This window comes from Okeania hirsuta (assembly GCF_003838195.1).
GTDB lineage: Bacteria > Cyanobacteriota > Cyanobacteriia > Cyanobacteriales > Microcoleaceae > Okeania > Okeania hirsuta.
Genome location: NZ_RCBY01000068.1, coordinates 17,476 through 33,667 on the forward strand (window position 1 = coordinate 17,476; position 16,192 = coordinate 33,667).

General features: G+C 34.0%; 17 protein-coding genes. 5 read left to right on the plus strand and 12 right to left on the minus strand.

Going from position 1 to position 16,192, the window contains the following annotated elements; translation table 11 throughout:
* The first annotated feature begins 152 nt into the window (after window positions 1–152).
* The 3 genes from D5R40_RS13550 (at window position 153) to D5R40_RS13555 (ending at window position 1,745) form a co-directional block, all read left to right on the plus strand.
* Window positions 153–710, plus strand: coding sequence for a hypothetical protein (locus D5R40_RS13550; protein ID WP_124146780.1), 558 nt, complete (start codon window positions 153–155; stop codon window positions 708–710).
* A gap of 130 nt (window positions 711–840) precedes the next feature.
* Complete coding sequence (locus D5R40_RS41020) at window positions 841–966, plus strand: hypothetical protein (RefSeq protein WP_275670436.1); 126 nt, start codon at window positions 841–843, stop codon at window positions 964–966.
* Window positions 967–989: 23 nt separating this feature from the next.
* A complete protein-coding gene (locus tag D5R40_RS13555) occupies window positions 990–1,745 on the plus strand; it encodes an ABC transporter ATP-binding protein (RefSeq protein ID WP_124146781.1) in 756 nt (251 codons plus the stop codon).
* Between the two features lie 149 nt (window positions 1,746–1,894).
* Here the strand turns inward: D5R40_RS13555 and D5R40_RS13560 are convergent, their stop codons facing one another.
* Window positions 1,895–2,650, minus strand: a complete 756-nt coding sequence (locus D5R40_RS13560; RefSeq protein ID WP_124154766.1) for a response regulator transcription factor — start codon at window positions 2,648–2,650, stop codon at window positions 1,895–1,897.
* 746 nt (window positions 2,651–3,396) lie between these two features.
* Between D5R40_RS13560 and D5R40_RS13565 the strand changes: the two genes are divergently transcribed.
* A complete protein-coding gene (locus tag D5R40_RS13565; protein WP_124146783.1) occupies window positions 3,397–3,651 on the plus strand; it encodes a DUF6761 family protein in 255 nt (84 codons plus the stop codon).
* 91 nt (window positions 3,652–3,742) lie between these two features.
* Here the strand turns inward: D5R40_RS13565 and grxD are convergent, their stop codons facing one another.
* From grxD to phnM, 6 genes are all read right to left on the minus strand, one after another.
* Entirely contained in the window at window positions 3,743–4,078 is a 336-nt protein-coding gene (gene grxD / locus D5R40_RS13570; RefSeq protein WP_124146798.1) for a Grx4 family monothiol glutaredoxin, read from the minus strand.
* A gap of 217 nt (window positions 4,079–4,295) precedes the next feature.
* Window positions 4,296–4,553 (minus strand): BolA family protein, encoded by a 258-nt coding sequence (locus tag D5R40_RS13575; protein ID WP_124146784.1) that lies wholly within the window; start codon window positions 4,551–4,553, stop codon window positions 4,296–4,298.
* A 141-nt stretch (window positions 4,554–4,694) separates the two neighbouring features.
* Window positions 4,695–5,375 carry a hypothetical protein gene (locus D5R40_RS13580; protein WP_124146785.1) on the minus strand — a complete coding sequence of 227 codons (681 nt, stop codon included), beginning with the start codon at window positions 5,373–5,375 and terminating at the stop codon, window positions 4,695–4,697.
* A gap of 418 nt (window positions 5,376–5,793) precedes the next feature.
* Window positions 5,794–6,471, minus strand: coding sequence for an HAD-IA family hydrolase (locus D5R40_RS13585; protein WP_124146786.1), 678 nt, complete (start codon window positions 6,469–6,471; stop codon window positions 5,794–5,796).
* A 1,419-nt stretch (window positions 6,472–7,890) separates the two neighbouring features.
* Entirely contained in the window at window positions 7,891–8,490 is a 600-nt protein-coding gene (locus D5R40_RS13590) for a phosphonate degradation HD-domain oxygenase (protein WP_240039134.1), read from the minus strand.
* 528 nt (window positions 8,491–9,018) lie between these two features.
* On the minus strand, window positions 9,019–10,155 hold the full coding sequence (gene phnM, locus D5R40_RS13595) for a phosphonate metabolism protein PhnM (protein WP_124146787.1): 1,137 nt from the start codon (window positions 10,153–10,155) through the stop codon (window positions 9,019–9,021).
* A gap of 111 nt (window positions 10,156–10,266) precedes the next feature.
* On the opposite strand from phnM, the gene D5R40_RS13600 reads away from it, so the two are divergent.
* A complete protein-coding gene (locus tag D5R40_RS13600) occupies window positions 10,267–10,560 on the plus strand; it encodes a Dabb family protein (RefSeq protein WP_124146788.1) in 294 nt (97 codons plus the stop codon).
* A 1,013-nt stretch (window positions 10,561–11,573) separates the two neighbouring features.
* Here the strand turns inward: D5R40_RS13600 and phnL are convergent.
* From phnL to D5R40_RS41025, 5 genes are all read right to left on the minus strand, one after another.
* Complete coding sequence (phnL, locus tag D5R40_RS13605; RefSeq protein WP_124146789.1) at window positions 11,574–12,311, minus strand: phosphonate C-P lyase system protein PhnL; 738 nt, start codon at window positions 12,309–12,311, stop codon at window positions 11,574–11,576.
* Between the two features lie 581 nt (window positions 12,312–12,892).
* Window positions 12,893–13,057: a hypothetical protein gene (locus D5R40_RS35200; RefSeq protein WP_161564668.1), complete on the minus strand. Its 165-nt coding sequence runs from the start codon at window positions 13,055–13,057 to the stop codon at window positions 12,893–12,895.
* Window positions 13,058–13,463: 406 nt separating this feature from the next.
* Window positions 13,464–14,234 (minus strand): phosphonate C-P lyase system protein PhnK, encoded by a 771-nt coding sequence (phnK, locus tag D5R40_RS13610; RefSeq protein ID WP_124146790.1) that lies wholly within the window; start codon window positions 14,232–14,234, stop codon window positions 13,464–13,466.
* Between the two features lie 651 nt (window positions 14,235–14,885).
* Entirely contained in the window at window positions 14,886–15,809 is a 924-nt protein-coding gene (locus D5R40_RS13615; protein WP_124146791.1) for an alpha-D-ribose 1-methylphosphonate 5-phosphate C-P-lyase PhnJ, read from the minus strand.
* A gap of 136 nt (window positions 15,810–15,945) precedes the next feature.
* Window positions 15,946–16,074, minus strand: a complete 129-nt coding sequence (locus D5R40_RS41025) for a hypothetical protein (RefSeq protein ID WP_275670437.1) — start codon at window positions 16,072–16,074, stop codon at window positions 15,946–15,948.
* Window positions 16,075–16,192 lie beyond the last annotated feature (118 nt).

Consider the following 16,192-nt stretch of genomic DNA (forward strand, 5'->3'; position numbering starts at 1 on the left):
TAGATAATTAATACTCCCAACTAATGCAGTTATTTTGTGTTTTTGTATTCAAAGGGATGTTAGAGAGGAAATGGGTTTATACCTGTTTCCTCTAAAGTTTTTAATGAACAAATAATAAGTCTCTTAAATTAAAAATATTTAGTTAAGAAAAAATGTCTCAAAATCAAGACTCAGAAATTTTTGTATTTAGAATTTCTCCTCTGATTAAAATAACCCTTTTAAGTTTGTATGTGGCATTGACTATACCTCTACCTTTTCTATCTCAAGTCACAAATGCGCCAGTACCTCCTATGATTTTAGGAGCGGGACTAGCACTAGGAGCAGTAGCATTATACGCAGCTTTAACAGAACGAGTAATTATTGATGACCAGGGAATTCAGGTATCCTATCCAGTCTGGGTGCCAGACCTGTTTCGCAAAGGTTGGTATTTGCCTTGGGCAGAAATAAAAGCTCTCAAACCTCGGACTACAGGTCAGGGAGGTTTAGTATATTACTTTGTAAGTAATTCTGAAAAAGGTTATTTGTTGCCCATGCGAATAGTGGGTTTTGCCAAGTTGGTGAGAATAGTTGAGGCCAAGACAGGTATAGATACAACTGATGTACGTCCTTTATCGCAGCCTTGGATGTATTTGATTTTATTCGGTTGTACGATATTGTTACTATTAGTAGATGCCTGGACTATTTCCAACGCGATCGCTATTTCTTCTTGAAGAAGGAAGAAGGAAGAAGGAAGAAGGAAGAACCGAAGGACTAAAGGACTAAAAAAGTGTATGGGGAAGTATTCTATATAGAAGAAGCAAGAGGGAAGAAGGAAGAAGGAAGAACCGAAGGACTAAAAAAGTGTATGGGGAAGTATTCTACATAGAAGAAGCAAGAGGGAAGAAGGAAGAAGGAAGAACCGAATTTTTGTTTCTAGGTATTTTTATCACCCCATCACCCCATCACCCCATCAGTGTGAGGTATTAAACTTATGAAGAAAAAGATAAAAAATGGGACAGCAGCAGCGTCAACTATATTTAGACCGAGTAAGTTTGACCGCTCCAGTTAGCTCTAAGTATTTACTGAAAGATATTTCTTTTGCTGTAGAAAAAGGCGCTAGAGTTGCTATAGTAGGTACTTCTGGAGCAGGGAAAACATCTCTATTGCGATTATTAAATCGATTAAATTCCCCTACTTCTGGTTCTATATATTTGGATAACCAGGAGTATAGCAAGATTCCTGTTACTCAATTACGACAACAAGTGACAATGGTTTTACAGGAATCAAAACTTTTAGGAATGTCTGTAGCAGAAGCGATCGCTTATCCTTTAAAACTCAGAGGAATAAGGCCACCTGAAATTCAGCAAAGATGTGAATATTGGATACAGCAGTTGCATATTCCTCCCGACTGGTTATCCAGGTCAGAATTACAACTTTCAGTGGGGCAAAAACAGTTAGTAGCGATCGCTCGTGCTGCTGTAATTCAACCTAAAATTCTATTATTGGACGAACCGACCTCATCTCTAGATGTTGGTACAGCAGATCTAGTTATAGGGGTATTGAAAACGTTAACAGAAAGTCAAGTAACGGTGATTATGGTTAACCATCAAATAGATTTAGCTCAACAGTTTTGCACACAATTGTTACATCTAGAGCAAGGAGAATTAATTGAAGACTCTCCTAGTAGTAAAGTTGATTGGGTTAAGTTACGCCATAGTATTATTCAGGCACAAAGACAAAGACAAGAAACTGAAGAATGGAGCTAGTATAATAGACTTGTCGCTAAATAAAGGGAAAAAATCACTCTAACCTAGACAGAGCAATAATTCCCAGCATTTTTACCATCCAATAGCTACAATCCTTACAGAACAAGGTTTTTGGGGAATTTTTAAGTTATAAAGCCACAAGTCTAATATTAAGCAGGTGTAACTTTTTGAGGTTGTCTATAGCTCTGATAATTCTGTTCCCATGTATTTATAGTTAAGATTTCTCGATTGAACCTATATCCTACATTCCTAACTGTCTGAATTAGACTAGGTTGGCGAGGGTCAATTTCGATTTTTTTTCGCAGAGATAGTACATGGGTGTCTATGGTACGAGGATTATCTATAGAGTCTGGCCATGCTCTGTGTAGTAATTGTGAGCGAGTTAGGGGTATTCCCCCTGATTGAGCTAAGACATAAAGGAGACTAAATTCTTGTGGAGTTAAATCAATTAAACTGCCGTTCAATTTAACTCTACGATGTACTAAATCAATAATCAAGTCACCATAATCTATACTTATAGGTGGGCTACAACTAATGCTCCTCTGCCGACGTAGTAGTGCTTCTACTCTGGCCATAAATTCTTGCATACCAAAAGGTTTGGTGAGATAGTCATCTGCTCCAGATTTTAATCCTGCGACAATATCTGCTTCAGTTGTTTGCGAGGAGAGCATAAAAATTAAGGACTTTTGCTGTTGCTGAACCCACTGACAAAATTCGAGACTATTTCCATCAGGTAGGTCAGCTTCCATAATTACTAGATTTGGGCAATGACTATGTATTAATTGCTTGGCATGATGAATATTCGCTGACTGATGTACAGAGTGGTTTGTTTGCTGCAAATGCCAACCAAGCAGCGATCGCAAACGCGGATTTCCTTCTAAAATTAGAATACAAGCAGCTCCCACTTAATTCCTAATGGCTTTTCCTATAATTAGCTACTACTAAGTTAACATAAAGTCTAGTAAGAGTTTTGTAACATAGGTCACTGCTTAGATATTTCCTCTGCAAAACTAACAGTGATTATTTTTGAGCGACTTCCCACAAGTATACTTTAATCAAAACTAATCAACTTTTACTTCCTTGCGGTAAAACCTCCTACTTAATTTTTCTCGGTTGATTACTACTTCTTTCTTCTGACTTCTTCTCAATGTGCGATGAATCAATTGTCAATTAATTATTGGCCTTACAGCTATCAAAATCTAGTCTATATCAACAGTGTTCCAGGCAAAATTTTCCCTAATTCCTAATATTTTGCACGACCAAAATCAAAGTTATCTAGTGTATTCAACATTTCACTATATCACATATTTTATTTTTTTTCCAACTCAATATTTTTGAATTTATTTTGAAAATTAGCGGAAACTACAATAAATCTATTGTAGAAATAAGATGGACTGGTAATCAATAGATTTATAAGTCTACTAAAGAGTTGAGAGGGTTGAGGAAATTGTTTTAAAATAAAAGCAGCAAAAATAATAGTCAAGAAAATGTTCAGCTATAAGTGTTCCTGTAATGTGTAATACCAACTTTATAGTTAATTAACACTAATCTAAAAAAAACACTAGAAGTTGCACTAAAAATCAAATTACATTAACCTAAAGACTAGGTTTTAACTGAAAATATAACCATTAATTCTGAGAATAAAAAGGTCATGTTAACCGACGCTCTAACAATTCGCCACTATCAAAAACTCACTGACGCCCTCGTCGAAATGTGGAACCGTGGTTACCGCTATGAGGAGATGCGTATATATTTAGATGGCTACCTAGCATCTTTGAGAATCTCAAAAGCGATCGAACCATTTTTAATTAATAGATTGGAGGAAGAAACAACTCGCTACATATACGACCCTTCAAATTTTGAAATGCCAGCATTACAAACTGAAACTGAAGTAGATTATTACTAAATTAAAGTAGTTGTAATTAAAAAATGAAGGGTATTGAATAACGCCCTTCATTCTTTTTTTTAATAGTTTTAGATTGACAAATACAGAGTGTCTAAGAGGCTAAAGCAATTGCTACCTTTTGCTCTAGTTCTTCTTTATTCTTATTGAACATTTCAATTATCACATCAGAGCCACCGATAAATTCGCCACTAATGTAAACCTGGGGAATTGTTGGCCAGCTAGAATATTCCTTAATTCCTTGACGAATTTCTGGATCTTCTAACACATCAAAAGTTTCATAGGTAGCTCCTAAAATATTCAATATTTGTACAACATTGTTAGAGAAACCACACTGGGGCATCAACTTATTACCCTTCATAAAAACCATAATTTTATTCTTAGTAACTAAGTCATCAATTCTGGCTTTCAATTCTGGAGTTAGAGTCATAGCTATTTCCTCAAATAGAAGATGTTCATCTAAGCATTCAGCATTTAGCTGATACCAACCTATTGCTGATATCTTTACCTTAACTAAATAGCCGAGTGCTGTTTGATTTATAGATACTATTAACTTGCCTGATATATTGAGGCAAATTATCAAAGTTAATCAATTATGGCTAATATAACCAAATAATCCTGTCTGCGTTGTAACTCAAAAGCAAAAATTAAGAAGTTTGTCCCACAGCTTCCCACTCTTGAGGAGTATAAGTTTTTAAAGCCAAAGCATGGATAGCTTCAGACGCCATAGGTTCTTGTACAGCAGCATAAACCATTTGATGTTGTTTAACTCGAGTTTTTCCTTCAAACTGAGACGAAACAACAGTCGCTTGTAAGTGGTCGCCACCCCCGGTTAAATCTTGGACTTGTACTTGAGCATCTGGCAACTCCGCTTTAATCATTGATTCAACTTCTTCTAAATTCATTGTTCTTCCACTGTAAAGTTACTGTTATTCTACATATAGCAGGGAACAAGGAACAGGCAACAGGCAACAGTAGGAAAAGTATTTCTGTGTCTTATGGTTCATCATTAACATAAGTAAAACACTAACTCGTTCCTTGCTATATTAATTAAGAGACTGGGATGAGTTAGGAGGTTGATTCTCTCCAGAGGATCTAGGATAGGGAATATCAACAAATCCTAATTCTAGTAATTGTTGGTAGGCTTTTTTTCCTAGATCGCGAGTGGGTTGCTGAGAGCTAATAATTTGAACAAGTAATGGTACTGCTAATTCAGGTTGGTTTTGCGCCCGGTGGACTAAAGCTAATTGATAAGTGGCCTGGTCTCTCATTTGAGCAGTGTCCAATGCCTTAGTACGTTGGTCATCTGCCAGACGATTATCTATACCAGAAAAACTAGCAGCTAATTGACTATAGAAATTAGAAAGTTGATTAAATATTTGACGAGCTTCTTGAAGTTTCTGACTAGCTAAATTATAATTCTCTGAGGTAATGGCATTGTCAGCTTCACTCATTAAACGTTGTCCTCCCTGAAGACTGAGAAGACTATTTTGTTCATTTAAAGGACGAACATTTTCGGGTTGTGTGGGTTGTATTGGAACTGGAGAAGAAGGAAGGTTTTGTGGATCTGTAGAGTTTTCTGGTGAAACTTGAATCGGAATTTCTTGCTCTGCGGAATTTTCAGATTGAGCATTAAGTGGTTGTTGTAAAAGAATGAAAGCTGCCGTAATTAGGAGAGTAAAGCCGAATTTGGAGCGAATTAAAGGAATAGGTTGAGTAAATATCATAATTATTTAGTGAGTTCGTATAAATAAAAAACTATCATAAATGTTGAAAGAGGACTCCCGTTATAGTCGCGATATTTAACGGTGAAAGTGTCAATTTTTAGATATACTATAACTTTTTCAAAAATATATGGTTTTGAAGAGGGTTGTAGGTTTTAGGTTTTAGGTTAATTTTTCCATCTTATAGAGAATTAAAAAGTGTTTCGGTCTGGAAATGCTGTTTGCGGAGCATTCCGGTACGGAAAATGCTGATAGTTAGTTAAACTCTAATGAATTGTGGACACCGCAGGTAACGATAATATAACAATATATTATCGTTATCTTTTCCTTTATGGATTTAATACCTCAATGTCTACACGGTGTCTACAAGTTTTTTGGGTTTTATCCACTTTTTCCTTCTTGCTTCTTGCTTCTTCCTTCTTCAAAAGAATGGTGGTAGTTGCCATAATTGGGGTTGAAATTCTGTTAAGGAATTAAGAATTTGATGGGCGGAATAAAATAAGGTTTTATCCATATCAGGATCGGGTACAACTACTACGGACATTCCTGCAGCTAAGGCAGCTTCCATTCCTGCTAAAGAGTCTTCAAATACTAAACAATTTTTGGGAGAAGCATCTAATCTTTTGGCAGCTATTAAGAAAATATCTGGTGCTGGTTTTCCATGTTTAAGATTAGGGTCATCTCCTACAACAATATGATTAAATAATTGGAACCATTCTTGATGATTTTTTGTTTTTAAATTAAATGGTTCTTTGGAAGAACTGGTAGCTACAGCTTGAGGTATTTTATTTTGATATAAATGTTGGGTAAGATGAACTGCACCTGGCATTGGTTTTGATTCAGGAAAGCGTTGATATGTGAGGGTATTTCTTTGTTGAAGATAATCTTCGGGAGTGACAGGTAGTTCTAATAATTCTACAATTGCTTTGGCAGAATCAATTGATTTTCTACCAGTAATTTTACACTTAGTTTGTTTATCAAAAATTTTGCCATAACGGCTGGTAACTTCTAAGTTTACCTGAGCATGAATTGATTCTGTATCTAGAAGTAAACCGTCTAAGTCATAAATAACATGAGTGATTTTTGGGAAATTATTCATCGTTTTTTTTATAGTTATAATTAATTTTTTATACCGTTTGTATGAGTTTTTACTATAAATATTTAGGGTATTTTTAGTAGTAAGTAGTCAGGAGAAATAAAATCTATTCTTTTAGTCAAATAGATATTAAAACAATTTATGCCAAATTCATAAAAAGTTGTAGACAATAATATTTTAATTGTACGCTCTTTATCAAGAGCAGTTCTATTTTAATTATCTTATTATTAAAGGTGGTTGATTTATTCTCAATCAGTCATAATTAATTGTGATAATTACTTAATTTTGTAATTTTGAACAATTAATCTAGGATAATATAACCGAAAAAATATTATATTATTTTTTTGCTCCGATTTACTACCTGTTAATAACTAAATTTATTAACTTATATCAAGGGTAGTTTTCCTGTTTGAAATTGATAGGAAAATTGATGACTAATAAATTGTCAATATTACTAAATTAGTAAGCATTTCCTGCGGAATGCTGCGCAAACAGCTCTTAGGAGTCAGCGCTTCCCTGCGGGATGCTATGCAAACAGCAAATAATTAATAATTCTTTCTAAGGCTGAATGAGCGTAAGGATTCAGGTCCTATGGAAAAGCCTATAAATCTTGATAGATAAGCATTTCCGGCAATTATCTCCCAAATTATATTCTCAATTAGAAATGGCTACAAACCTTTATTTTCGTCATTATTGAGAATGAGACTATTAAATTGCTGAGTTAGTCATTTTCAGAGTTCTCTCTATAACTGGGTTTGAGATACCTGAATCCTTACGAATGAGCGTACATTGGCAGTAACTTTTAATTCTCTATCAATTTTTCAATTGCTTTTACCGAATAATTAATAATTAAATAATTAAATAATTAAACAATTTTAGGGTAAAAGCCTCCCCTTTCAAGGGGAAAAAAGCGGTCGAGGGATGGCGAGGTTTCCTCGCCATATCTAATCGACCAAGAGAATAAATTTTTTCCTTATTGGTCAATCCTCTCCCTAAAAGCTATGATTTATAAACATCTTTCTTGACATAAAAATTGACTTTTAGAGACAAGTTATGTGTGAGTGTTTCAGAGGCTTTTTCTTCAAAAATCATGTATTGAAAAGTACATTTTTTTTGAGGACTTAAGTAGTTTTGCCAAGCTTTATTGACTGCTTCTCCCTTCTCCCCTACTCCCTACTCCCCTGCTCCCCACAAGGTTTTCAGAAGTTCCTTATCAGGGATAGCCCTAAAAGGGAGAGGTAATTGTCCATTATCCATTTCAATTATCCATTAATAAACTCCTCCTCTAATCAATAACTAATGGCTGTTTGCGCAGCATTCCGAAGGAAATGCTTACCTAAATTATCATAGTTTTATCTTTTTCTTTTGGGTTTAATAACGCGCCATCTACAGGATGTTTACAATTGGTTGGGGTTTGAGTCCCTATCCACTTTTTACTTCTTCCTTCTTTCTTCTTTCTTCTTCTTTCTTCCTTCTTCCTTCTTCAAGAATTATCTGAGTAAAGTGTTTTAAATCTGGAGTTTTAAAACCAACAACTTTAGCTTGGTCATCCCAAATTCTTAGTTTTACTGCATCTTTTGCATAGGGTTGATGAATAAATTGAGCAGCAGCATCAGAAGAAAATATTCCTCCTTGTAATTCTAAACTTTGTTGAGAAGCTGGTGATAAACTTGAAAAATAGTTAGGTTTTGTTGCACAAAGATAACGTTTTGCTTCAACATGAAGGCGAATTGGTTCTGTTACAGCTTCTCCAAATAAATGTTTTAAATATTTGATACTACGATATTCATGATGGTCGTTAATACCTTTGTTTGCAGCATCTTCTCCTAAGTCGTGAATTAGATGTCCTAAGTCGTGAAATAAGCAAGCCACAATTAGTTCATTATTAGCTTTTGCTGTTTTTGCTAAAGTAGCACATTGGAGAGCGTGTTCTAGTTGACTAATAGATTCTTGATTATATTGAATATGACCTTTTGAGGAAAGAATTTGAATGATTGTTTTTATATCGGGTTTCATTTTCATTGTGTATTTATAAGTGATAAAAAATAATGCCAAATATCAAAAGTATTGCTACATATCTTTGAGGGTTAGGGAGTAGGGAGTAGGGTTCAAAGAAATAAGATATTTTGGTTTAATACCGGGAATCGTTACAAACATTACTTAACAATTATTATTACTTAATAACTGAATTTTTTATGAAGTATAGCATTATTTTTGGGAATTAGTATAATTAGTTGTTAGGGGTTAATTAAAACAGATTTACTCTTGACTTTATAATTCTAGTCAATGAAATTTTACCGTTATTTGATGGTGTTTTTTAGGGTTATCTATTTCAGTGAAATTATGACTTTTTTAACCATTAACTAGATTTTTTGACTAGGGTGAAAATTTACCATAGCAACCTTCATACTAAGTTTTGAAATTTTGTTAAGGGGAATTAGCCCACAAATTTTTACAGCCTAAAATACTTGATTGATTTTACATTTAATTTTGGCAAAATTTCCGTGAAGTAAGACTTAAAAAAATCCTCCCTTCTGTAAAATCAACAGTTTAAGCAACACGACGGCCATTAACGATCGCTGAAGTTAAATGGGGGACTATACCATCATCATGTACCGTAATTAAATCGGCACGTTTGCCAACTTCTAAACTTCCTCTATCGTGAGATAAATTAATAGTTTTAGCTGGATTAATTGTAACTAATTTCATAGCTTCATATAAAGGTTTACCAATTTTATGACTAATAATAAAAATAGATTGTAATAGACTCCGAGGTACATAATCTGAAGAAATTACATCTACTAAATTTTGCTCTACCAATTCCATTGCAGATACATTTCCAGAATGAGAACCTCCTAATACTAAATTCGGCGCTCCCATCAATACTTGTAATCCAGAATTATGAGCTTCTTTTGCCGCTTCTAAAGTAGTTGGAAATTCTGCTAAAACTGCCCCATTCTCTAAAGCTTCTTGCACATGACTTATTGTTGCATCATCGTGAGAAGCTAGGGAAATTCCATTTTGTTTTGCTAATTCAACTAATGCTTGACGATTTTTAGGAGCATATTGTTGTTGAGTTTCCTGACGATGGGCAATAAATTTATTCATTTCTGTTTCGCTAATTCCATACTTACCCATGTAATATTCTTTATATTTTTCCACACTCACAAATTGTCTTTGACCAGGAGTATGATCCATCAAAGACATGAGAGAAAGAAACGGATTATTTGCATATTTTTCTGCAGCAGTAAATATATCTTCAAAGGAAATTTCACAACGTAAATGTAGCCGATGATCTGTCAGAAGTCTACCTGTTTTTTGCCCCTCAAAAATAGCTTCAATCATTTCACCAAAACGCTTAACTCGAACAGAATTAGGTTTAATATCTCCAATGGCGATCGCGTCACAAACTGTTGTAATTCCAGAAGTAATTAAGTCTCGGTCGTGGTAAGATACTGCTGCTGCTAAAGGCCATTTTACAGCAGGGCGAGGAGACATACATTTTTCTAGGTTATCTGTATGAAGTTCTATCAGTCCAGGCATTAAATATTCTCTTTGACCATCTTGACCAATATTAACTATTCCTGGCTGAATTTCGGCTATTTTTCCATCACGAACTATGAGAGTACCAATAGTTTCTTGGTCTGGTAACTGTAGGCGATAGTTTGTGTAAATTTGTTCGTTCATATTTATTTAATCAACAGTTAATCTTAAATTAACCAATTGGAATTTTTAGTTTCTCTATAGTAACCTCTATTTCTGTTAAAATACAGGAGCAGTTTTGAAAGATTGATTTATATGATAGTACATATAGTTTTATTTAAGTGGCATCCAGATACTTCAGCAGAAACTATTACCTCGGTTATGTCTGCTTTAAAAGGAATGAAAGAGAAAGTGCCGGAAATAATTGATATATCTTGTGGGAATAATTTCTCGGAGCTTTCTCAAGGTTTTCAAAATGGTTTAGTAGTGCAATTTAAGGATCAAGTTGCTCTTGATGCTTATGCAAAAAATGCCTATCATCAAGAAATTATTAAGACTTTGATTAAGCCAATTTTGGCAGATAAAATTACTATTGATTATGAAGTTTAACTATTGTAAGCATTTCCTGCGGAATGCTGCGCAAACAGCTAGCTCGCAGTCAGCTTTTAGCTGTTTCATAAATAATGAATATACACTGCTAAGGTCAAGGTTAGTTTTTTTTACAATACTTTGAATTATCCTTAAATATCTCAATACTAATTCCTGCTATAAAAAGCAATGAATTAATAGCTTATAGCTGACCGCTGAATGCTTACTAACTATTTTCATTATTTCGAGGGAAGATCAATAAAAGTATGACAAAAGCCAAAAGGCTCATTAAGGCTAATTATTGATATTCTATGGTTTCTAATTTTTCATAAGCTCTAACTTTACTTTTGCGATAAAATACAAAACTTTCAACCTTCTCATTTTTTTCTTTTTCTAGATGTTGTTTTTAATAAAAACTACCCCATAGTCAAAAAATGATACTGTTCAATGAAAAATGTTTTAAATTCACTATTTTGGCTGGAAAATTGTTTAAGTTTCATTGTAAGTATTCAGCTATTAGCTGTCAGTTCGAGCGCAATAAAACTTTCCTATGAAGGAAGTGTTTAAATGAATATAGACTTTAACCTCAAAGGAACCTGTTTTTGTAAGATTTAATTATCACTGGATTCTGACTTAATAATACCCCTTAATATCTAAGCATTCAGCCATAAGCAGTTAGCTCTCAGCTTTTTAATTAATAAAGCAGCCATCTGCTTAATTTCATAATACATTTTCAACTAATTATTGGAAATATCTCAATTACTTTTTCCTCCTTTAAAGGTAATAAAAAAAGCTGATAGCTGATGGCTGATAGCTGAATGCTTACCTGAATATAGGGTTTAATAAAGCTCAAAAGCAATAGTTGATGACTCATAGCTGACGGCTGAATGCTTAGGTTTCATTAAACATCTCCAAAAATCAAAAATAAAATCAATTATCGTACATAAATTATCAATTATTTCCCCCTACTCTGTACGGACGTTTCATGCAAAATTCCTACTTCCTACTCCCTATTTTATGGAGATATCTATTAACTAAATTCCAAACATAATTTCCCTGGTACAAAGTCTTCTTTTTACTTCTTCATCATGGAAAATGCCGATTAAACCACACCCATTAACTAGGCGTTTTTCTAAAAGTTCAATTACTACTTGACGATTGACAGAATCTAGAGCTGATGTTGGTTCATCTAATAATAAAATTGGATAATCAACTGTTAAGCTTCTGGCGAGATTAATTCGTTGTTTTTCACCTCCAGAAAAAGTAGTAGGAGAAAGATGCCAAAGACGTTTTGGTAAATTCAATAGATCGAATAATTCTGCCACTTTTTGATAGGCTACTTTTGGCTCAGTTCCTAATTCTAATAAAGGTTCTGCTGCTACTTCTAAAGCTGCCACACGAGGAATTACTCGTAAAAATTGGCTAACATAACCAATAGTATTTTTTCGTACTTCTAATATTTGATGGGGTGCTAATTTAGGAAGATCGACCCAGGTAGATTTATGTTTGATTAAAACCGAACCTTTATCGACTCGATAGTTACCGTAAAGGCAACGCATAAATGTAGATTTTCCCGAACCAGACTTACCAGATAAAGCAATACATTCTCCTGCTGTTAAACTGAGAGAAATATTTTTTAAGACTGATAATTTTACTCCGCCTTGGTTGTGTAAAGTAAAGCTTTTTTCTAATGCTTCTGCTTTTAATAATAAAGAGTTTTCTGGGAAAGTATTTTCTGGCTGATTATTTGCTGTTAGTAGTTGAATAGTCATTTCAGTTATCAATTATTAGTTATCAGTTATCAGTACATCTTGCTGTTTGCGCAGCATTCCGTAGGAAAGCAAGAGGATTGAAATCTAGAATATTCTGTTTTCTCATCCCTTGAAAAAGGGAAGCTATTAACCATAATTTTTCGGTCATAAATCATTTTTCATATTTGAGTACTGTAAGATGTTGATAGTGATTTTTTTTTTGTTTCTCGTAAGTTGGGTAAAACCAAAAAATATGGCAAATATAGCAATAGTTAAAAGTCAAATTATTGCGATGGCTGAAACTAGAAAATTTGATAATTATTTACCTAATATTTAACTATTGTATAGGTTTTGGCGAGATAATTTATCCTCTTAACGAAACCTATCATTATGATAATTTTTGCCTAATTATTTTGCTTGTATTTTGAGTAGTCGATAAATTTCGACCACACTATTTTCTAGCTGATGATTAGTTATTAAGGTTTGAGTAGTCATCAATAATTTCTTATCTCTAAGTCAGGTGAGATACTAATGCTGAAAAATTTGCTTCTCACCATGTTGGGTCAACGCAAAAAAGGTTAGATAATTTGATAATTCCTTAGTCAATATTCAACTACTGTATAGTTGTTTTTGATTGTCATATTGCTGAAACAAGCAAAGGGATGAGAATTTCTTCCTAATTTTTTTGCTTGTGCTTTGAGTAGTCGAGAAGTTTCGACCACACTATTTTCTAGTTGATGATTAGTTGTTAGTAGTTGAGTAGTCATCAATAATTTTTCATATTTGAGTACCGTGAAATGCTGATGCTGAAAAATTTGTTTCCCGTAGGTTGGGTCAACTCAAAAGATTTGACAAATATAGCAATAGGTAACAGTCAAAATTTGGCAGAAGTCAGGAATAGGCAAAAGAAAAATGTACGTCAGACAAACCAGGACAAAAAAAGATGTAATTTTGACTTTTGTCATAATTTTTTTTCCCTCGCTCTTTCTTCCTTAATATTATGTCCGTTGGCGCGCGTTTGTGTAAACCAAAGCGTGAATATATACAGGAAATTAAAGTTTTTTTCTTGCTCTTAAACCTTCCTACCTTTTCCCTTTTCCCTCTTCCCTCTTCCTTCTTCCTTCTTCCTTACCTTCACGCTTACAATACTGATGCTGCCGGACATGATATAACTCATGGAATTAATGTTGAACTAACTAATTGTTGAGTATAAGAATGTTGAGGGTCATCTAATACTTGATCAGTCAAACCAGACTCAACAATTTGCCCATTTTTCATTACTAATAAACGGTGAGCAAGTAATCTAATCACCCCTAAATCATGGGTAACTAAAATAACACTTAAACTGAGATTTCGCACCAGAGAACGAATTAAATCTAATAAACGAGCTTGTACCGAAACATCTAAACCTCCAGTAGGTTCATCCATTAATATTAACCTCGGTTTTGTGACTAAAACACGAGCTAATTGTAAACGTTGTTGCATCCCTCCAGAAAACATTTTTGGTAAGTCATCTATTCTATTAATATCTATTTCTACTTGCCTTAACCAATAAGCTGCTTCTTCCCGAATTTTTCCATAATTTTTTACTCCTATATTCATTAAACGTTCGCCAATATTTGCTCCAGCAGTTACATTCATTCGTAAACCATCACGAGGATTTTGTTGAACAAATCCCCATTCATTTCGCATTAATAAACGACGACGAGTTTCTGATAGTTTTGGGAGTGTTAATACTTCTCCGCTAGAGGTAGTATAGGTGATATTTCCGCCTTCAATTGGTATGTTTCCTACAATAGCATTTAATAAAGTAGATTTGCCTGAACCTGATTCTCCTACTATTCCTAAAACTTGGGCAGTATAGAGATTGAAAGAAACACAGTCACAAGCTTTTATATTCCTATAAAACTTACTCAATTTTTCAACATTTAATAATGGTTCCATAATCCACCATGATGTAGTTTTAATTTAGCTTTTATGTAAGCATTTCCTCCGGAATGCTGCGCAAACAGCAGTCAGCTATCGGTTGTCAGCTTTATTACCTTTAATGGACAATTTAAGCCCGTTGTTCTTGTGCTTCAATTCTTAGTTTAAAAATGTAGTAGAAGTAAAGCAAATACTTGGTTCATTTATTTTTATTGCGCTTGAGCTGACCACTAATAGCTGAATGCTTACATTTTAACACTGTCCTTAAGGAGAGAGTCTTTTTGCGCTATAGCTGACAGTTAATAGCTGAATGCTTACCTTTTATTTATTTAATTCTCTTCCTTTTAGAGAAAGGTAATTATCAATTATCAATTCTTGAAACGGTGCTTACCGAATAATTAATAATTAATAATTGTTAATTACCTTTTAGAGAAAGGTAATTATCAATTATCAATTCTTGAAACGGTGCTTACCGAATAATTAATAATTAATAATTGTTAATTAAATAATTCAGCTTTATTCGTCTCCTCTTTCAAGGGGAAAAAAAGTGCTAGGATATTTCCTTATATTCAATTCCGTAACGGTTAAAACCCGAGGTAATTATCCATTATCCATTAATGAAAATTGGTTGGGGTTATCAGACAGGAAGTGCTGTATTAAAGACTATGCTCATCCACTTTTTCCTTCTTCCTTTTTCCTTCTTCCTTCTTCAAGTTGTTTTTGCCGTTGATTACAATAATCTGTATCAGAACAGACCCACATTTTATTTCCTAGATCGTCTATCAGAATTTCATCCAAAAAACTTTCTGTAGAACCGCAAAACTCACAAGCTTTATCCCATTTTTCTACAGTAAAAGGATAATCTTCAAAATCTAAACTTTTCACCTGAGTATAAGGAGGTATTGCATAAATTCGCTTCTCTCTTCCCGCGCCAAAAAGTTGTAAAGCAGGTAAATAATTCATTTTAGGATTATCAAATCGTGGGATAGGAGTCGGACTCATTATATAACGGTCATTTACCATTACTGGATAATCATGGGTCGTAGCAAAATCTCCTAATCTCGTAATATCCTCATACAATTTTACATACATTGCTCCATAATCTTCTAAAGCGTGCATTTTTCTAGTTTCTCTTTCAGAGGGTTCTAACCATCTCAATGGTTCCGGGATAGGCACTTGATAAACAATAATTTGACCTTCCTGAAGTGGAGTTTCTGGAATCCGATGGCGGGTTTGAATAATTGTTGCTTCTGTAGTTTTTTCTGTTGTTTCTATTCCACAAACTTTCACAAAAAAGCGACGAATATTCACTGCATTTGTTGTATCATCCGCTCCTTGGTCAATTACTTTTAAAATGTCTTTTTTTCCAATGATTGAAGCTGTAACTTGAATGCCACCCGTACCCCATCCATAAGACATTGGCATTTCTCTGGAACCGAAAGGTATTTGATGACCAGGAATGGCGACTGCTTTGAGTAAAGCACGGCGAATAGAACGTTTTGTTTGTTCGTCTAAATAAGCAAAGTTAAAATCATTTTCTGGTGAGTTATTTACTTTGCCATTTGAGCTTTTTAGATTTTGGTTATTTAACATATAGGGAATTTAAATTAATAGGGAATAGGGAATAGGGAATAGGCAACAGGCAACAGGCAACAGGCAACAGAAATTCGTAGCAAACATTTATCAAACTGTTATTAGGAGTCAGGAGTCAGGAGTCAGAATAAATAACTTAAATATCAGGTGGTGGTGTATTGTAATGGTCGTGCATTGTCATTATTTTTATTACAAGAACAGTGGGAGCATCTTGCTCCTGTGCCAGGTATTCCTTTCTGTTATTTGCTATATCTATAACCCACATTTTAATACTAGGGAATAAAATTAGGTAATTAATTTTGCCTAAGCAATTAATTGTTAATTATTCATTATCATTTTCTTTGTGGGTTTAATACCCCACCGTCTACACGGTGTTCAAAATT